Consider the following 18,295-nt stretch of genomic DNA (forward strand, 5'->3'; position numbering starts at 1 on the left):
CTGATCCGCATAAATCGAGTTTTCCTGAGTCTGTTTTGTTTCCTGCGAGGTTTCTACAGTGCATCCCATGCCAGACCGGGTGGCCTGGCAAGACTCTGCATGGATGAACTGACCATGAGCACAGCAACAATTGGACAGGCCTACAACTACAAGGTCGTCCGCCAATTCGTCGTGGCAACCATCGTCTGGGGCGTGGTGGGCATGGCCATGGGTGTGTGGATCGCCTCGCAACTGGTATGGCCCGAGATGAACCTCGACCTGCCGTGGACCACCTTCGGCCGCTTGCGCCCGCTGCACACCAGCCTCGTTATTTTCGGCTTCGCAGGCAGCGCGCAATTCGCCGCCAGTTACTACGCGGTACAGCGAACCTGCCAGGTACGGTTGTACTCGGACACACTGGCAGCGTTCACCTTCTGGGGCTGGCAATCGGTGATCGTGATCATGTTGATCACGCTGCCGCTGGGCTACACCACCACCAAGGAATACGCCGAGATCGAGTTCTCCGGCGCGGTGTGGATGACCGTGGTGTGGGTCGCCTACGCCATCGTGTTCTTCACCACTGTGGTGCAGCGCAAGACCAAGCACATCTACGTCGGCAACTGGTTTTTCGGCGCGTTCATCGTGGTGATCGCCATGCTGCACGTGGTCAATCATCTGTCGATTCCGGTGGACTGGTTCAAGTCCTACCCGGTGTATTCCGGGGCCACCGACGCCATGGTGCAGTGGTGGTACGGGCACAACGCGGTGGGCTTTTTCCTGACCACCGGGTTCCTCGGGATGATGTATTACTTCGTGCCGAAACAGGTGGGCCGCCCGGTGTATTCCTACCGGTTGTCGATCGTGCATTTCTGGGCGCTGATCACCCTGTACATCTGGGCCGGTCCGCACCATTTGCACTACACGGCGCTGCCGGACTGGGCGCAATCCCTCGGCATGGCGATGTCGCTGATTTTGCTGGCGCCGAGCTGGGGCGGGATGATCAACGGGATGATGACGCTGTCCGGCGCCTGGCATAAGTTGCGCACCGACCCGATCCTGCGTTTCCTGGTGTTGTCGCTGGCGTTCTACGGCATGTCCACATTCGAGGGGCCGATGATGGCGATCAAGACGGTGAACGCCCTCTCCCACTACACCGACTGGACCATCGGCCACGTCCACGCCGGGGCCCTCGGCTGGGTGGCGATGATCACCTTCGGCGCGATCTACCACATGGTGCCGAAAGTCTTCGGCCGCGAGCAGATGTTCAGCACGCCGCTGATCAACCTGCACTTCTGGCTGGCGACGATTGGCACGGTGCTGTACATCGCGTCGATGTGGGTCAACGGCATCACCCAGGGCCTGATGTGGCGCGCGATCAATGACGACGGCACGCTGACCTACTCCTTCGTCGAAGCCTTGCAGGCCAGTCATCCGGGATTTGTCGTGCGGTTTACCGGCGGCGTGTTCTTCCTCAGCGGCATGCTGCTGATGGCCTACAACACCTGGCGCACCGTGCGAGTGGCGGACGTATCCATGGCCGAGCGCGAAGCGCAGATTGCGTGAGGTTTGAGATGATCGAGATGGCGTTGAATCTGTTGGGGGTCGTCGGGTTTTGGCTGGCGATCGAGTATTGCCTGAAACACCAGACGCCCGAGAGCCTCGAGGACGCGAGCCTGATGCCATTCGCCGATGACCCGGAGGTGGCGCGGCGGGTGGAATTGGCGACGGGGAAAAAGGTGAAGGTGGTGGCGCCGGAAGAAGCGAAGCCGGGATGGGGGAATTTGGAGGTTTGAATGCCCGGCTTGCGGGGAGGATCGATGTATTCGCCGACAAGGCGTTGAAAGACGCTCGTTCCTGAACAGTTGATTGGTCTAGACTCTGCCCACTCAAAACAGGGAAGTATCAATATGAGCGGAAAACCAGCGGCCCGAGTGACAGATCCGACCACGTGCCCCCTCCCCGGACACGGAACCAATCCCATTGTCAGCGGATCAACCGATGTCTTTTTCGACGGTCTGGCTGCTGCAAGACAGAGTGACCTGTCTGCCTGCGGTGCCGCGATCGTCAGCGCCGTGTCACAGACCGTTTTTATCAACGGACTGAATGCCGCAGTTGTCGGCAGTACGGGCGATCACGGCAGTGTCGTTGTGGGCGGTTCCGGGACAGTCATAATCGGCGATACCGTAGTGACCGCTCCGGTAGGCGCTATCAAGGCAATGGCAGCGACAGCCGCAGTTTCCCAGGTTACGCCTGTTGCGGCGCAGCCGGCAGCACTGGCACCTTCTTCGCCAGCTCCGCCAGCAGCCGCCACCTCGGCACCTGCCAATCCGATCAAGGCGTCAGTAGAAATCCTGGCCGCCTTCGGCAACAGCACTGACACCAAGCGCGTGTTCAATGATCCGGCTCATCCCATCGGGACGCCGCAAGACCCATTCGAAAAAAACAAGATCTACGAACAACTCAAATCGCGTGTCGCCAAGGCGCATGGCTATACGGTCCAGAGCACGTCAAACCCGTCCAGCTACCCCAATCAACTGGAAACCAGCCTGTGTGGCCCGGCAACCTTTTTCTATGCGTTGCTGATGGATCGCCCCGATCTGTACACAAAGGCCATTATTGATTTATGGGAAACGGGAGAAACTACAATCGGGCAGTTGCATATCAAGCCGAGCCACGGTGCTTGTAACCCGAAAAATCTTAGCCGCAAGAATGAAAACGACCGTATCTGGGGCATTGACTGGATATCACTGGCCAGCCTGCGCGACAGTGAAAACCTGTTCATGGACTACGACTCGCCGGACGATCAGGTTGCAGGCATCACGCTGCCAGGAAAAATCGCAGATTGGTTCAAGCAAGCGGGTGCGAGCGTGGTCTTCGACAACGTTCAGTTCACCTCCCATCTCAACCAGCAGCAATTGATTGAATTGTTCGGACATATCAGCCCTCAACACCATGTCGCGACGCTAATTGGTGCCGGCATGCTGGCCGGTGGCGAAGGATTGATGAAGGATCATTGGATCACCTGGGAACAAGCGCCTTCGACGGCAGCGGGCGACATCACTGAAACGACGGCACCGGGCGACAAAATCACTCAATCGAAGCTGTTCACTTGGGGCCGGGTTGGCCATCTTGTGGCACCCGATTCAACCTTGCAAAGCGTACTCAAGCACCTTTATGGCGGCCTTGTATTCAGCAAAATTCCTTGATTCCTAATAGAAGAACTCACCATGAAACGTGCTCTTTTCTCGATTATCGCGCTCTCTTTGCTGCTGAGCGGCTGTGAGCTAAGCACTCTGGCGAGTTGCTCTGGGCGTGCACCGCTGACGATTCAACCCGACAACCTCGTCAGTGCTACAACCGGCAAACCTTATCGCGTCAGTGTCGAGGTAGAAAGACCGAACGTTGCCGTCGCCGGGTTCTACGTCGACCCGGCGCAGCCACTGCCTGAAGGATTGAAACTGGTTTATGAAGAGGGTCAGAACCATGCCGATATCGTCGGCACACCGACGAAACCCGGACGCTATGAAGTCTCGATCTACCTCAACACTTACGGCACCCAGTGCACCGGCCAAGCGGCGCAACGGACCTACACTTTAAACGTCGATAGTGATTAAGACCCCACAGCGCCAAGTACTCGATCAGCCGCGCTCGCGGGGGATCAGGCTCTGCAACTGCTGCGCCAGGAAGTTCGCGTCGAAGCTAAAGGTGTCCGGGTCTTTCAGCCCGTTGGTCTTGCGCCATTGCCAGCTCGCTGACGGCGGCAGGCACACCAGGGAAATGCTGCCGTAACGCGCAGCGGTCAGACCCATCACCGCCAGGGATATCTGGCCTCCGGCGCCCATCACGTCCGGCACGAATTCCACCGGTTTGCCGGCGATCACTACCGTCAGTTTCTCGGTCTTGAAGGTCGAGGTCTCGACCGGCAGGCTTGGGCCGGACGCGACGTACACTTCGCGGCTCACTTCCAGCAGGTTCGGCGTCTGGACCGGTTCCAGCCAGTGCTGGATCTGATCGAACAGCTCACCAATGCGCGTCGCCCACACGGCCGATTGCGATTCAAACAATTGCTTCTTGTGCGCTTCGCTTTCTGCGTAGTGACGAAGCATCTCGCCCAGTTGCTGTACGTTGTCCATTGCCATGTTCCTTTGGTTGAAGCAGTGCTGCGGACTTTGAGCATGGCAGATGCCGGCGGCCGGCGTACGACTAAAAGCGTGAGCGGTACTGGCTGGGGGTCATGGCCAGGTGTTTGCGAAAGGCGCTGCCCATGTGCGACTGATGGGCGAACCCGGCGTCGAGGGCGATGCTGGCAAGGGGCAGATCGGTTTGCTCAATCATCCGGCGGGCGGCCTGGAGCCTGACTTCGATCAGGTAGGCGTGGGGTGTGAGGCCGATGGTGCGGGTGAAGTCGCGCAGAAACCGCAGCTCGTTGTGTCCGTAAGTCACGGCCAACTGCTCCAGGCTCAGGGGTTGATGGAACTGCTCGGCGATTTGATCGAGGACTCGGGTGAAGGCTTTGGGTGTGGTTCGGGAATCGACGTGCACACTCGCCTGCCCCACCAACTGCAATGCCGCTTGTTCGAGCGCCAGACCGTCAGGTTGCGGGTTGAGCATCAAGCGGCGCAATGTCCGAGCCAGCCCCAGCGCCTGAACGTGCCCCGGTGACTGCACCCGATGGCTAATCGCAGGCAGATGCTGCCGGGCAAACGGTTCATCCAGCCGCAGCAACAGGTATTCGCCGCCACTCGCGGATTCGGAAAACACTTCCACGCCAACCGGGGTATGCGCCAGGACGCCGGGCAGCGTGTCGAAGTCCACCCGATGGTCGGAATCAATGGCGTGCACGCCTTGTTGGCGCTCCAGAGTCACGCCGAGCGTGTGCCACTGCGCCGGGTCCCGGGCGCTGTAAGCGGCGCGCGGCAGCAGGTGCAGGCCGATTTTGTCGCCCAGCAGGCTTTGGCTCAGCATGTGAAATTTCCTGATAGATCGAAGCGCGGATCCACGGGAGACTCTCTATCAAAGGGTTGCCAAAAACAGGAGCACAGCATGCGCACCATCGGCCTTATCGGCGGCATGAGCTGGGAGTCCAGCGCCGAATACTATCGCCTCATCAACCAGCAGGTCCGGGACCGTCTCGGGCCGTTGCGCTCGGCGCAATTGCTAATGTACAGCGTCGACTTCGGGCCTGTCGAACAGGCCCAGCACGCCGGGCGCTGGGACGATGCGGCGGCGATCCTGGTGGATGCCGCGCGCAGGCTGGAGGCCGGTGGCGCCGAGTGCGTGGTGTTGTGTACCAACACCATGCACAAAGTGGCCGCGCAGATTCAGGCGGCGATCGGCATTCCGTTCCTGCACATCGCTGATCCGACCGGTCAGGCCGCAGTCGATGCCGGCGCGCTGAAAGTCGGGTTGCTGGGCACCGCGTTCACCATGGAGCAGGACTTTCTCAAGGATCGCCTGATAGCCAAAGGGCTGACGGTGCTGGTACCGGAAGCCGAGGAACGTCAGGCCGTGCATCGAATTATCTACGACGAATTGTGCGTCGGCGTGATCAGCGACGCGTCACGCCAAGTCTACCAGCAAGTCATCGAATCGCTGACCCGACGTGGCGCCCAGGCGATCATCCTCGGCTGCACGGAAATCGGCCTGCTGATCAAACCCGAGCACAGCGCCCTGCCCCTGCTCGACACCACCGAACTGCATGCGCAGGCGGCGGTGGCGTTCGCATTAGGCGAGTGACTCAACCGGCCTTGGGCGTGGCACGCAGGCGCGCCATGCTCAAGGCATCCACCAGCACGCCGTCACGCACGGCATAGTCGCGAAACAGGCCTTCGTCTTCGAAACCGAACTTGCGGTACAACCCGATGGCTGCGGCGTTGTCGGCATACACCGAGAGTTCGACCCGGCGCAGGTTCATCCAGTTGTCAGCGATGTCCAGCGCCGTGGCCAGCAATGTCGAACCGACACCCTTGCCCTGCCATTCCCCGGCGACACCCATGCCAATGTTGCCAGCGTGGCTGCGGCGGATCCGCGAGAACTGTTCCAGCCCGATATTGCCGATGACCGCGCCCTGATACAGCGCCACCAGTTGCACCACCCGCTCGTTGTCCGGCATCAGGCGTTTGCGCCAGACTTCGGTGGACTGAAAGGGCATTTGCAGCACCTGACGGGTAATCGCCGGGTCGTTGTAGAGCGCGGTGATGCCGTCGATGTGGGATTCGTTGAAGCGCTGGAGGGTGATACTGGGGTCGATGGTCGGCATAGCGATTCTTCCTTGAATGGCCGCTCACTCTAAACCGCACCAATCCATTGTGACTAGAACCCTGTGGGAGCGAGCTTGTTCGCGATAGCGGCCGACCAGTCACTGTCTATTTTGAATGTGCTGGCCTCATCGCGAGCAAGCTCGCTCCCACAGGGGATTTGGGTTGGTCACAGATACTGCTTCCTCTGGAGATCCAGTGTGGGAGCGAGCCTGCTCGCGAAGGCGGTGGGTCACGCAATATCAATGTCGACTGGAACACCGCTTTCGCGGGCAAGCTCGCTCCCACAGGGGATTCGGGTTGGTCGCAAATACTGCATCTTTTGGAGATCCAGTGTGGGAGCGGGCTTGCTCGCGAAGGCGGCGTGTCAGGCAATATCAATGTCGACTGGAAGACCGCTTTCGCGAGCAGGCTCGCTCCCACAGGGGATGTGCGTCAGCTTTCGAACCAATCCTGCCGCTCATGGAAGGTGTGGCGGATGAGTTCGGCGAGTTCTTGCACTTCGGTCTGGCCTTGGGATTCGGCATTCACCGCCAGCCACGCCTGGCGCTGCATCGGTTCGCTGAACAACCCCGGCAACGCAATCAGCGCGCGGTCAAAACGGCTGATGTAGTTGGGCAACAGGCCGATGCAGGCGCTGCACCGAATCATTTCCAGCATCAGTTCGTAGGATTGCAACTGCACGACCCCGGCCAGACGTTGTTCCACCAGACGATTCCAGGGCCCGAAGCTGTCGATTTGCCGGTCGTGCTGCCAGTGCACCAGCATGAAATCCGCGAGTTCATCGAGGCTTTCCGGGCGGGACGTGACCCGTGAATAGCGTTTGGCGATGTGCGGGAAATAGTCCAATTGCGCGAGACGTTGTGGCTCATCGATGGCAAACGTCGGCCCGGGCAACGGTGTGTCACCGGTGCCCAGCCACAGCACCACATCGGCGCTGACGGCTTGCAAGGCGAGTTCGCTGTCCAGCGAGATGATCTCCAGGCGCACGCTGGCATTACGCCGTAGCAGCGCGATCAGGTCGCGGCCGAGGATGTCATGCAGGATCGACTCGGCCACCGCCAGGCGGATCAGCGGCTGTTCGACCAGCGGCAAGGTGCGCTCATGGGCCAACGCGATCAGTTGCGCATGCAGTTGCAACCCTTCGCGGCTGAGGCTCAGGTTGCTGCCCTGAAAGTTGAACAGGGTGCGCTGCAACTGCGCCTCCAGTTTCGCCAGTTGTTTGCGCAGCAACGTCGTCCTGACGTTGAGGCTGCGCGCCGCTTGCATGAAACAGCCGCACCGGGCGCTGACCATGAAGTACTGCGCCACCTCGGCCTCGATCCCGGCTGCCAGCGCCAGCCAGGAATCGGATTTCACCTCGGGGTAGCGGTAATCGCTCGTGTTCTGAGCTCCTGCTGGTTCTGCAAATGCCATCGATGACTCCCTGTCGTGCTTGTTCGTCGAGCTTCCTCTGCTGATTGTTAACGAAACATTGCTGCACTTGTGTTTCAGGCTCAGGAATAAACCGGCCACACGTCGACAATCCTGCCGCCCCGCACCGCCAGCAAATCACCGAACTGCAACAACACCGATTCCGTCTGGGTCGGCCGCAGGAACACTTGGTCTTCCACTGCCAACCCCACGGCGCTGGAGCCGTTGACCATTTCCTGATTGGAACTGCGCCCGTACACCCCGTTGCTCTGCAAACCCTGAGGCGATTCGAACTCGGCCATCCAGTTGCCGCCATAGATGAAAAACGTTTCGCGCTGATTGGCGTCCCACCACGAGAACAGCTTCGACTTGCCATCCAGCGCCGGAATATTCACCGCCCCGGTGCTTTTCAACACCGGCGTGGCGATGTACGCCGCTGGCACATGGTCCACCAGCGACGGCAAGTCGTAGTGCGTCGGCTTGAGCATCGCCGTACCGACCGAGACTTCGCTGCTCAGTTTTTCCTGCTCGTGCATGCGATAACTCGGGCTGCCGGCGGTGTTGAGCGTCAACCCTTCGCGCCACAGGCCGGGATATTGCTGACGGGTGAAATCGACGCAACGGTTGTAGATCACCATGACTTTGGCAAACAGTTCTTCGGGCGAGCCCAGGATCCCCGGCACGCCCATGCCGACGAACGGGTCGTAGCCCATGAACCCGGCGAACTCCAGGTGTTGCGGATTGGCGCTGATCAACGTCAACATTCGCCCGAGCACGCCCACATCACTGACGCCGCCACGGTGCAGGCCGACGTCGAGTTCGATGTTCACCCGAAGTCGCGTGCCCAAGCCTTGCGCGAGTGCAAGGTATTGCTGGAGCCGCTCGGGGGTGTCGAGCAGCCACTGCAACTGCTTCGCCGGGTCGAACGGCCCTTTGTGCGTTTCATAAAACAACTGCGCCGAACGCACCGGCAGCGGTTTGCCCAGCAGGATATCCGCGTCGGGAAACTGCACGGCGTCATGGTTGAGAAACGGCTGGTGAAACGACATCAAGCGCTTCGTGCCGGCGCGCTGGGCGATGTACGTCAGAAGCCCTGGCGCCGGCAGGGATTTCTCCACCAGACGCAGGTGTTTGCCGGCACGCTGGACTGACTGCATCACCACATCGATGTTGTGATCAAGGCGATCCAGGTCGATCAGCATCACCGGACGCATCGGGCCGTGGTCCTTGAGTTCGAGGTTCAGCGCTCGAAAATAATCGCTGTAAGGACCGCCCCGATCCCCCGGCCGCAGCCAAGCACCAACCCCCACCAGCAAGGCGCCCACGCCCAAACTCCCGAGCAGGAAATTGCGACGATTCACGGCCATCAGTTCACTCCCAGAATCGACATTAAATGCGCGTTGAGAAACTTGCCGCTGGGGTCCAGCGCCTGGCGCACCTCAACGAATTCGCGCCAGCGCGGGTACAGCGGCTGCAGGTTTTTAGCATTCAAGGTATGCAACTTGCCCCAGTGCGGCCGCCCGTTGTACTTCCAGAAAATCGGCTCAACGGCGGCGAAGAAGTTGTGATGGTCCATCTGGTAATGCTGGTGGACCGAGATCGAGCAACTGTCTCGGCCTTCGAACATGCTCAGGGGGATGTCGTCGGCCTTGACGTAGCGGTATTCGATGGGAAACCAGGTGCGCAGGTCCTTGTCCTGAATCAGCTTGAGGATCTCGCGCAGGCAGGCCGGGCCATGTTCCGCCGGCACCGAATATTCCATCTCATTGAAGCGCACGGTGCGCACGTTGGCGTAGATGTCGAACGAGTCGCCGACCCGGTCATCGAAACTCGCGAGGTGGCGCAGGTTGTTGAGCAGCGTGCGGCGCAGGTCGGGGAAATCGCTGCCGTACTTGTCGATCTTCTCGATCAGGGTCACGAACTCGTTGCCGCCCTCTTCCTCCGGCGGAATCGGCGGCGTGGCCGGGTCAGTGGTTTCGTTGAGGGCGATCGACAGCGCGTAGTCGGAATGGGTCACCACGAGCATTTCCCAGTGCTGGTTTTCCCGGGTGTTCTTGTCGAGGTCTTCCAGCAGCTCTTCGGTCTTGGCGATCCACTGGCGTTCTCGCAGGCGATAGGCCGGGCGGTTTTGCAGGCGGATTCTGGTCGCCACGCCCAAGGCGCCGAGGGAAACCCGGGCCGCGCTGAAGACTTCGGGATGACGATTGCTGTCACAGTCCAACACCTCGCCGCTGGCGGTCACCAACTGCAAGCCGCAGACGTGGGCGGAATAGGATTGAAAAGTTTTGCCGGTGCCGTGGGTCGAGGTGGAGATCGCTCCGGCGAGGGTCTGATAGTCGATGTCGGCCATGTTTTGCAGAGCTTGTCCGATGTCCTTGAGCGGTGTGCCCATGCGTGACATCGGCGTGCCGGCGGCGAATTCGGCCTGCAAGGTGTTGGGGTCGTGGTCGAGCAATCCGGTGAAGTAGCTCAGGGACAACAACGTGCCGTCGGTGGGCACCAGCGCGCTGAAGGAATGGGCCGAGCCGACCGGTCTTATTTTGCCGGGGGCCTGGCGGATGACCTGGGTGAGCTCATCGAGATTTTTCGGCGCCAACCGCGCGGCCGGCAGGCAACTCTGGCCACCCGACCAGTTGCGCCATGGAATCAACCGTGGTGCGCGCAGCAGCTCGGCCAGCGCCGGGCTTGAGCCGAGGGCGGTGAAGGCGCCGATGACGCTTGCCCGTTGCAGTAACTGACGTCGAGTCAGGTCCATTGTCATGAAGTGCACCTGCCGTTCTTATTGTTGGATGGACTGACCGGACATAAACGAAATCAACGCGAGGAATTCTTCCTCAGAGCACTGCATGCACAGCCCCATCGGCGGCATGCCGTTGTAGCCGTTGATCGCGTGATCGAGCAGCGTGTCGGCGCCCTGCTGCACACGCGGTTCCCAGGCTTTTTTATCGCCGGTCAGTGGTGCGCCGGCGGCAGGATTGGCGTGGCAGAGCTGGCAGCTGTTGGCGTATACCTGGGCCAGTGCGGCGTCGCTGGGTGCTGAATTGGCCGCTTCGTTGCGGTTGGCCGTGGGTTTAGCTTCTTCGCCGCAGCCGCTGAGCAACGTGGCGATGAGCAGAAGCGCCGCGTACCTGTTTGTCGGCATAGCCATCCTCTCGTTTGGTGCTCCGGCCAGCCGGGTGCACATTGTTATTGTGATCAAGGAGAGGCCACGTTAAGCCAGGCGAGTCGCGGGGTTGAGGGCATTGCGGGACATAAAGGGGGGCTTCTGAGGCCACCGAAAAACCCTTGTGGGAGCGAGCCTGCTCGCGAAGGCGGAGTGGCATTCAACATTGATGTTGGCTGGTGCACCGCTTTCGCGAGCAGGCTCGCTCCCACAAGGGTTCAGTGTCGATTAATGCCAGCAGCGTCTATCTTGAATAAGCGACGCTCACCTGCGATGGGTCATGACAAGCGAGGCCCAGGTCTGCTAAAACGATTCATCAACGCCTTACCGAATCCAGACGGGGTAGCGACATGACCACAGCACACATCCTTGGCAATCTGTTTCCCGACAGCAGCGACATCCCGGAAAAATACCGCCTCGACGGCCAGACCGAGCAGCGCGAATACCTGGTCGATGGTCAATTGCGCACCTGGGACGGCCCGCTCGCCCAGGTCCGCAGCCCGGTGTACCTGACCGGCGAGAATGGCGACGAACAAGTGATCCTCGGCAGCACGCCGCTGCTGGATGCCGAAACCGCGCTGACCGCCCTCGACGCCGCCGTGCGTGCCTACGACCGTGGCCAGGGCCTGTGGCCTACCATGCGCGTGGCTGAACGCATTCAACACGTCGAAGCCTTCCTCGGACGCATGCGCCAGCAGCGTGAGGCCGTAGTGAAGCTGCTGATGTGGGAGATCGGCAAGAATCTCAAGGACTCCGAAAAAGAGTTCGACCGCACCTGCGATTACATCGTCGACACCATCAACGCCCTCAAGGAACTTGACCGCCGCTCCAGCCGTTTCGAGCTGGAACAGGACACCCTCGGCCAGATCCGCCGCGTACCGCTGGGCGTCGCCTTGTGCATGGGGCCTTACAACTATCCGCTGAACGAAACCTTCACCACGCTGATTCCGGCGCTGATCATGGGCAACACCGTGGTGTTCAAACCGGCCAAGCTTGGCGTTTTGCTGATTCGGCCGCTGCTGGAAGCCTTCCGCGACAGCTTCCCGACCGGCGTGATCAACGTGATCTACGGCAGTGGCCGCGAAACCGTCAGCGCGCTGATGGCCAGCGGCAAGATCGATATCTTTGCGTTTATCGGCACCAACAAGGCTGCCAGCGACCTGAAGAAACTCCACCCAAAACCACACCGTTTGCGTGCCGCCCTGGGCCTGGATGCGAAAAACCCCGGCATCGTGCTGCCTGAGGTCGATCTGGACAATGCCGTCAGCGAAGCGCTTACCGGCTCGCTGTCGTTCAATGGCCAGCGCTGCACCGCGCTGAAAATCCTTTTCGTCCACGAAGACGTGGTCGAGTCATTTATCGAGAAATTCAACGCCAAACTCGCCAGCCTCAAACCCGGCATGCCGTGGGACAGCGGCGTGGCCCTGACACCGTTGCCGGAAGCGAGCAAGGTTGATTACCTGCATTCGCTGGTGGCCGACGCAGTGAGTAAAGGCGCGACTGTGGTCAATCCCAATGGCGGCGAAGCGCGCGCGTCGTTCTTCTACCCGGCGGTGCTGTACCCGGTGAACCCGCAGATGCGCGTCTATCAGGAAGAACAATTCGGCCCCGTGGTGCCGATCGTGCCGTACCGGCATCTGGACACGGTGATCGATTACGTCCTCGAATCGGACTTCGGCCAGCAACTGAGTATCTTCGGCACCAACCCGGTGGCGGTCGGCCGGCTAGTCGACACCTTCGCCAACCAGGTCGGGCGCATCAACATCAACGCCCAGTGCCAACGCGGCCCGGACACCTTCCCGTTCAACGGTCGCAAGAACTCCGCCGAAGGCACCTTGTCGGTACATGACGCATTGCGGGTGTTTTCGATCCGCACACTGGTGGCGACCAAGTTCCAGGACAGCAACAAAGCGCTCATCAGCGAGATCATTCGCGGGCGGGATTCGAGCTTCCTGACCACTGATTACATTTTCTGAGGAGAACCGATCTGAGAGCTTATCGCCTGCCACCGCTGATGCGCCGATTGCTACGTCCGTTACTGGACCCGTATCGGCGTTATCGCAATGCCCGGGTGATCCACGCGGTGCGGGTGTCGCTGGGGCTGCTGGCGACGATCCTGCTGACCACCGGCATCCACCTGCCCCACGGCGAGTGGGCGTCGGTGACCATGCTGGTGGTGATTGGCGGTTTGCAGCACCACGGCAATATCGGCAAAAAAGCCGCCGAGCGAGCGATCGGCACCTTGATCGGTGCCGGGGTCGGCTTGCTGCTGGTGGCGCAACAAGCCTGGCTGGGTATGCCTTGGCTGACCTATTTTGCGATGTCGGTGGTGTGCGGGTTTTTCTCGTATCACGCCATCGGCAAGGGCGGCTACACGGCGCTGCTGTCGGCGATTACCGTGTTTATCGTCGCCGGGCATGGCGACAATCCAGTCACTGACGGCTTGTGGCGCGGGGTCGACATTCTGATCGGCATCGCCCTGGCCCTGGCGTTTTCCTTCGCCCTGCCGCTGTACGCGGTGTTCTCCTGGCGCTACAACCTGGCCGATGCCTTGCGCGATTGCGCGACGATCTACGGACGCATCATCAATGGCCAACCGGTCACCGATGACGAACACCTGAAACTCATGGGCCGCTTGAACGCGGTGATGGTACAACTGCGCTCGCTGATGCCGTCGGTGTCCAAGGAAGTGCGGATTTCCATGACCGAACTGGATGCCATTCAACGCAATCTGCGCATGTGCATCAGTACCCTGGAAATCCTCGGCAATACGCGCCCGGATGCCAGTGATCCGGCGGCCATGGCCCATCTGCAAACAGCGTTGAAGGCAGAGCACCGGCAGATTCGCGTGCAATTGATCGGCATGGCCCGGGCGTTGAAGTCCGGAGCGTCCCAGCGGCTCAACCGGCCGGCAGAGTTGCCGGACGCCAGCCTCGACGCGCCGGTCTACAGTCCGCTCGACGGCTACCGTTTATTGACCCGGCAACTGGCCGCCAACATCGGTGACATGCGTCAGCGCTTGGCCAAGACCGCGCCGCGCTGGAATCTCTGAGGCTTACGGCGTGGCCACTCGGCGCAACTTCAAGCCCCAACCCTGTTGCATGCCGGCGGCGGCCAGCAGAATCGCCGCCACACCGAGCCATTGCAGCGGTTCCAGGCGATGGCCGAACGCGAACCAGTCAACGAAGATCGCCGCAATCGGGTAGATAAACGACAGCGCACCGGTCAATGCCGTCGGCAGTTTTTGAATGGCGCCGTAGAGCAGCACGTACATCAAACCGGTGTGCACGATGCCCAGCGTCACCAGACTCGCCCAGGCACTGGGCGCTTGGGGCAATGCCGAAAAGTGCGCAAAAGGCGCAAGTAACAGTATGCCGGTGCAAACCTGAATCAACGCGATCAGATGCGGCGGTGTGCCGGTCAGGCGTTTGATGATCAGCGCGGCAATCGCGTATAGCAACGCCGCGCCCAGCGCCAGGCCGATCCCCATCAGGTAATCATTGCCACCGGCGCCCTGCTCGCCGTGGGCACTGACAATCGCCAGCATCCCGAGGAACGAGACGCCCAGCCAGAACAGCTTCTGCAGGGTGATTTTCTCCCCGAGAAACAGCGCGGCCAGGCCGACCAGCATAAACGGTTGAACGTTGTAGACCGCCGTGCCGATGGCAATCGACGCGCGGGAGTAAGACGCGAACAGCAACACCCAGTTGCCGACAATCGCCGCGCCGCTGAGCACTGCCAGCAAGAACGTGGTGCGGGTCAGAATGCCTGGGCGCAGGAAGCCGAATGCGGCGCAGATCAGCAACAAGGTGCCGGCGCCGAACACGCAGCGCCAGAACACCACGTCCAGCACCGGTTGCCCGGACACCAGCACGAACCAGCCGATGGTCCCGGAAATGAGCATGGCGGCGGTCATTTCGAATGAGCCGCGACGTAGTGTTTTGTCCATTTCAACCTCCAGTGTTTGAGGCCAAATTATGCCAATCGGCTAAGGGCCTTCTCCAGCGCAAAAATCAGGCTAAACTCGGTTTTTGCCTTTTTTATCGAGGCCGTTTTGTTCAATTGCCTAATCGAGGTTTCGCCATGACCGACGACATTGACCAAGTGCTGATCAGCGCATTGATGGAAGACTCACGGCGTTCGCTCAAGGCACTGGCGCAAATCAGCGGCTTGTCATCGCCCAGCGTTGCCGAGCGCCTGCGTCGTCTTGAGGAACGCGGTGTGCTCAAGGGCTACACCGTCGAAATTGATCCAAAATGCTTCGGCTATCAACTGCAGGCCATCGTGCGCATTCGCCCGTTGCCGGGGCAATTGCAGGAGGTCGAGCGGCAGATCCAGGCAATCCCCGAGTTCACCGAGTGCGACAAGGTCACTGGCGATGACTGCTTTATTGCGCGCCTGCATGTGCGTTCGATGGAACAGCTGGACACCCTGCTCGACCGCCTCAACACCCACGCCGAAACCAACACCGCGATCGTCAAGAAAACTCCGGTCAAGCGCAGATTGCCGCCGATGGCGTGAATGTTGTTTTGCCCGGATCGGCGTAGATTGATAATTTTACAGCTAAGGAATGGCGGTATGAAAACTCTGGTAATGATGTTGGCGGCGCTGATGCTGACGGGATGCGGCACCGTTCAAACAGTGATGCGCGGTGACGAAGTGGCTGCCAAGAGTCTCAAGGATCAAAAAAGTTACTGCGGCGCAATTCCCAGGATTTACAGCGGCGTGACCTACGATTTTTGCAGCTTGAATGCGCCACTGGAGCAGGGGCGCGATCCGCAGACCTACACCAACGACCCTGCCTGGGTATTAATCGATGTAGTCCTGTCAGGAGCCCTCGATACCTTGCTCCTGCCCTATACCATCTACCGCCAGAATGCCGATGGCAGCATTTTCGTGGCGGAGTAAGGAGCGTCCCTTTTCTGACAACAGTAGGTTTTACGCTTTCACCACTCTCCATACGCCGTTAGAGTGCGCACCCCATTGCCGCCCGGCAAAATTACAAGGAAGTATTTATGCGCCCCCTACTACGGCACCTCAGTTCCAGCGCCGTACCTCGTTCCGTCCGCAACTTGCTACTGGGAAGTGTGATTCTGCAAGTAACAGGCTGCGCGATGCTTTCCAATCACGTGACACTCAAGACCGAGGTTCCCGCACAGTATGCTGTGGACGTGACCGCCTCCTACCGTCCGCTGTTCACAAGTGTCTGCATCTTGCCCGACGATTACGACGGAGAGCCCAATCCTGACAAAGCGAGGTTTTACAGTCAGCTGTACCCTACGCCCCACACTTCTGAATTCGAGGTTGAGCTAGGCAAAAGAGTCGGCGATTGCACGCTGGTGCTCTACAGTTTTGATTTCTCGATCCGGGATCGGTCACAGACCGGGCGCAATACGTTTGACACCTCCACCGTTGGGCTGGAAGTCGAAACATTCCTTAAGGAAGACGAACAGCTAGCGACCAGGCTTGACGAGCAATTGCTCGAAGTACGCTGCCATTGGGAAGACGCGGGCGCCATGAGTCACTCTGAACGAAAACTTGAATGTCATGGCCTGGATGCCAATAGGCAGGAACGAAAGGGCTGGCGGCTGGGCATGTTAAAAATGAGGCAGTTACAGGGTCTGACATTGAGGCTGAAAGTCAGCGCCGCGGACATCGCTGAAAAACCCCAACCTCTGAAATCAAGCATACCTACCCGGTAGTCAAAGAGGCGATCATAAAAAAACCCGCCGAAGCGGGTTTTTTATTGCTCATGGCTAGCGATCAATCATCGCGGCTCATGATGCCGAAGAGCTGCAACAAGCTGATGAACAGGTTGTAGATCGATACATACAGGCTGATGGTCGCCATGATGTAGTTACGCTCACCGCCGTGAATGATGGCGCTGGTCTGGAACAGAATGCAGACCGAGGAAAACAGCACGAAACCTGCGCTGATCGCCAGTTGCAGACCGCTGATCTGGAAGAAGAAGCTCGCCAGCGTCGCGCCCAGCAACACGAAGAACCCGGCAGTGATGAAACCACCCAGGAAGCTCATGTCCTTGCGGGTGATCAGCACATAGGCCGACAGACCACCGAAAACCAGCGCAGTCATCGCGAAAGCGGAACTGACCACTTCAGCGCCACCCTGCATGCCCAGGTAACGATTGAGAATCGGGCCGAGCAGGAAACCCATGAAACCGGTCAGGGCAAAGGCAGATACCAGGCCCCACGCCGAGTCACGGAGTTTGTTGGTCAGGAAGAAAAGGCCATAGAAGCCGATCAGCACCACGAAAATGTTCGGGTAACCGACACGCATCTGCTGAGCAACGAACGCCATCACACCGCTGAATGCGAGCGTGAGGGCGAGCAAGCCGTACGTATTGCGCAGGACGCGGCTAACCTCTAGCTGCTCAGCCTGCACGCTGTTATTAACTGCGTAATCCTGTTCGCGCATGGCGACACTCCTATTGGTTTGAAACGTTCAGTCGCAAAGATCATAACAGACGCTCTGTAACAAGCCATGCAGAGAGTTTGACAGTGTGTTTCATTCAGGTATTATGGCGCCCGCAACGCAAACGGAGGTGTGGCCGAGTGGTTTAAGGCAACGGTCTTGAAAACCGTCGACTGTAACAGGTCCATGAGTTCGAATCCCATCGCCTCCGCCATCTTGAATACGTTAGAGCCCTGATTAGTCAGGGCTTTTTCGTTTCTGGGGTTTGGGTATTTGGCACGTCATAGACGCGGTCGTTTCCGCATCTTTTCAGCTATTTTCCGCCCCCCTCAGAAATTTCCCGCAATCATTTAACGAAAGCGCCCGCCTACGGCGTCCTGCCGGTCTCAATAATCACCCTCAAAAAACGCCTGTCGTGTCGGTTGGAAACATGAAGCCGAGCATGAACTGACTGAGGAGCCAGTCTGGGCGCGCTTTGAACGTGGCGACAAGTTAGGCTGGCAAACTCCTGCCGAACTGCAGCAAGCCATCGTTCAAGGTCGTGGTCGATGCAGTCAGGTCAAACACTGATCCTCTGTTGTCGGTCGCGCCTCCGATTGATGCTGAATTGGTCGCGGCCATTCAGCGAGATGCTTTGCCGAGCGCTGATAACTAACCACTCGCTCGACTTTCCGGATTCGACCTGATGCGCAGGATGGGCCGAGTGCAGCAACGCAAACGACAAACCTGGCTGGCGCTGTCGGCCAGTGGCATAGAAGAGATTGGCCATGGCCAAGAGCGAACAAGAGCGATCGGCGGAGGTCGCCGAGAAGCGGATAGAGTATGAAGAGAAGGAATTGCGGCATCGCTGCCGACTTGGCAAGCGGCAGAAGTTGGAAGAACTCATGGTATAGAAAGAAGATACAGAGCAGGCTTCAATGATTGAAGGTTGCCTTCGCCATGTGCACTCGCTTGGATCGGAAGGGGCGCGCGAGGCGCTGAGGGTGCGCCACATCATCGTAATTAGCGATAACGTGGCGATGGAATTTCACAATCAGAGCCTGATCGAAAT

Annotated in this window: 19 protein-coding genes, 1 tRNA gene and 1 pseudogene; 12 read left to right on the forward strand and 9 right to left on the reverse strand. The window is 59.4% G+C overall.

Going from position 1 to position 18,295, the window contains the following annotated elements:
- The first annotated feature begins 114 nt into the window (after positions 1-114).
- The 4 genes and pseudogenes from ccoN to ACIOYV_RS05655 all read left to right on the forward strand — a co-directional run bounded on the left by ccoN (position 115) and on the right by ACIOYV_RS05655 (position 3,593).
- Complete coding sequence (ccoN, locus tag ACIOYV_RS05640; protein ID WP_401321595.1) at positions 115-1,542, forward strand: cytochrome-c oxidase, cbb3-type subunit I; 1,428 nt, start codon at positions 115-117, stop codon at positions 1,540-1,542.
- Between the two features lie 8 nt (positions 1,543-1,550).
- Complete coding sequence (locus ACIOYV_RS05645; protein ID WP_401321598.1) at positions 1,551-1,772, forward strand: cbb3-type cytochrome c oxidase subunit 3; 222 nt, start codon at positions 1,551-1,553, stop codon at positions 1,770-1,772.
- 114 nt (positions 1,773-1,886) lie between these two features.
- A pseudogene (locus ACIOYV_RS05650) lies at positions 1,887-2,177 on the forward strand (PAAR domain-containing protein); the annotation flags it as partial.
- Between the two features lie 1,029 nt (positions 2,178-3,206).
- The gene (locus tag ACIOYV_RS05655) at positions 3,207-3,593 is read left to right on the forward strand and encodes a putative Ig domain-containing protein (protein WP_401321600.1); all 387 of its coding nucleotides are present in this window, start codon (positions 3,207-3,209) and stop codon (positions 3,591-3,593) included.
- A gap of 24 nt (positions 3,594-3,617) precedes the next feature.
- On the opposite strand, the gene ACIOYV_RS05660 is transcribed toward ACIOYV_RS05655, so the two are convergent.
- Together ACIOYV_RS05660 and ACIOYV_RS05665 are read right to left on the reverse strand one after the other, a co-directional pair.
- Positions 3,618-4,112 (reverse strand): hypothetical protein, encoded by a 495-nt coding sequence (locus ACIOYV_RS05660; protein WP_401321603.1) that lies wholly within the window; start codon positions 4,110-4,112, stop codon positions 3,618-3,620.
- A 70-nt stretch (positions 4,113-4,182) separates the two neighbouring features.
- Positions 4,183-4,944: a helix-turn-helix domain-containing protein gene (locus ACIOYV_RS05665; protein WP_401321605.1), complete on the reverse strand. Its 762-nt coding sequence runs from the start codon at positions 4,942-4,944 to the stop codon at positions 4,183-4,185.
- 78 nt (positions 4,945-5,022) lie between these two features.
- Between ACIOYV_RS05665 and ACIOYV_RS05670 the strand changes: the two genes are divergently transcribed.
- Positions 5,023-5,715, forward strand: a complete 693-nt coding sequence (locus ACIOYV_RS05670; protein ID WP_401321608.1) for an aspartate/glutamate racemase family protein — start codon at positions 5,023-5,025, stop codon at positions 5,713-5,715.
- Between the two features lies 1 nt (position 5,716).
- On the opposite strand, the gene ACIOYV_RS05675 is transcribed toward ACIOYV_RS05670, so the two are convergent.
- From ACIOYV_RS05675 to ACIOYV_RS05695, 5 genes are all read right to left on the reverse strand, one after another.
- A complete protein-coding gene (locus ACIOYV_RS05675) occupies positions 5,717-6,238 on the reverse strand; it encodes a GNAT family N-acetyltransferase (protein WP_401321610.1) in 522 nt (173 codons plus the stop codon).
- Between the two features lie 433 nt (positions 6,239-6,671).
- Positions 6,672-7,652: a LysR family transcriptional regulator gene (locus ACIOYV_RS05680; RefSeq protein ID WP_401321613.1), complete on the reverse strand. Its 981-nt coding sequence runs from the start codon at positions 7,650-7,652 to the stop codon at positions 6,672-6,674.
- 80 nt (positions 7,653-7,732) lie between these two features.
- Positions 7,733-8,941 carry a DSD1 family PLP-dependent enzyme gene (locus tag ACIOYV_RS05685; protein WP_401322615.1) on the reverse strand — a complete coding sequence of 403 codons (1,209 nt, stop codon included), beginning with the start codon at positions 8,939-8,941 and terminating at the stop codon, positions 7,733-7,735.
- Positions 8,942-9,015: 74 nt separating this feature from the next.
- On the reverse strand, positions 9,016-10,410 hold the full coding sequence (locus ACIOYV_RS05690) for a D-arabinono-1,4-lactone oxidase (RefSeq protein ID WP_401321616.1): 1,395 nt from the start codon (positions 10,408-10,410) through the stop codon (positions 9,016-9,018).
- Between the two features lie 18 nt (positions 10,411-10,428).
- Complete coding sequence (locus ACIOYV_RS05695; protein ID WP_401321619.1) at positions 10,429-10,791, reverse strand: c-type cytochrome; 363 nt, start codon at positions 10,789-10,791, stop codon at positions 10,429-10,431.
- Positions 10,792-11,162: 371 nt separating this feature from the next.
- Between ACIOYV_RS05695 and ACIOYV_RS05700 the strand changes: the two genes are divergently transcribed.
- Together ACIOYV_RS05700 and ACIOYV_RS05705 are read left to right on the forward strand one after the other, a co-directional pair.
- Entirely contained in the window at positions 11,163-12,788 is a 1,626-nt protein-coding gene (locus tag ACIOYV_RS05700) for an NADP-dependent glyceraldehyde-3-phosphate dehydrogenase (protein ID WP_401321622.1), read from the forward strand.
- Between the two features lie 38 nt (positions 12,789-12,826).
- The gene (locus tag ACIOYV_RS05705) at positions 12,827-13,864 is read left to right on the forward strand and encodes an FUSC family protein (RefSeq protein ID WP_401321624.1); all 1,038 of its coding nucleotides are present in this window, start codon (positions 12,827-12,829) and stop codon (positions 13,862-13,864) included.
- Positions 13,865-13,867: 3 nt separating this feature from the next.
- Here ACIOYV_RS05705 and ACIOYV_RS05710 read toward each other — a convergent pair whose 3' ends face one another.
- On the reverse strand, positions 13,868-14,761 hold the full coding sequence (locus ACIOYV_RS05710) for a DMT family transporter (RefSeq protein ID WP_401321626.1): 894 nt from the start codon (positions 14,759-14,761) through the stop codon (positions 13,868-13,870).
- 134 nt (positions 14,762-14,895) lie between these two features.
- On the opposite strand from ACIOYV_RS05710, the gene ACIOYV_RS05715 reads away from it, so the two are divergent.
- The 3 genes from ACIOYV_RS05715 to ACIOYV_RS05725 all read left to right on the forward strand — a co-directional run bounded on the left by ACIOYV_RS05715 (position 14,896) and on the right by ACIOYV_RS05725 (position 16,514).
- Complete coding sequence (locus tag ACIOYV_RS05715) at positions 14,896-15,333, forward strand: Lrp/AsnC family transcriptional regulator (protein WP_054046539.1); 438 nt, start codon at positions 14,896-14,898, stop codon at positions 15,331-15,333.
- A 57-nt stretch (positions 15,334-15,390) separates the two neighbouring features.
- Entirely contained in the window at positions 15,391-15,720 is a 330-nt protein-coding gene (locus ACIOYV_RS05720) for a YceK/YidQ family lipoprotein (RefSeq protein ID WP_401321628.1), read from the forward strand.
- Positions 15,721-15,827: 107 nt separating this feature from the next.
- Entirely contained in the window at positions 15,828-16,514 is a 687-nt protein-coding gene (locus ACIOYV_RS05725) for a hypothetical protein (protein ID WP_401321630.1), read from the forward strand.
- 61 nt (positions 16,515-16,575) lie between these two features.
- On the opposite strand, the gene ACIOYV_RS05730 is transcribed toward ACIOYV_RS05725, so the two are convergent.
- Positions 16,576-17,247 carry a Bax inhibitor-1/YccA family protein gene (locus ACIOYV_RS05730; protein ID WP_034147218.1) on the reverse strand — a complete coding sequence of 224 codons (672 nt, stop codon included), beginning with the start codon at positions 17,245-17,247 and terminating at the stop codon, positions 16,576-16,578.
- 123 nt (positions 17,248-17,370) lie between these two features.
- Here ACIOYV_RS05730 and ACIOYV_RS05735 point away from each other — a divergent pair.
- Together ACIOYV_RS05735 and ACIOYV_RS05740 are read left to right on the forward strand one after the other, a co-directional pair.
- Positions 17,371-17,458, forward strand: a tRNA-Ser gene (locus ACIOYV_RS05735).
- 553 nt (positions 17,459-18,011) lie between these two features.
- Entirely contained in the window at positions 18,012-18,137 is a 126-nt protein-coding gene (locus tag ACIOYV_RS05740; protein WP_401321633.1) for a hypothetical protein, read from the forward strand.
- Positions 18,138-18,295 lie beyond the last annotated feature (158 nt).

The sequence above is a fragment of the Pseudomonas sp. NPDC087342 genome (assembly GCF_044744265.1).
GTDB lineage: Bacteria > Pseudomonadota > Gammaproteobacteria > Pseudomonadales > Pseudomonadaceae > Aquipseudomonas > Aquipseudomonas nunensis.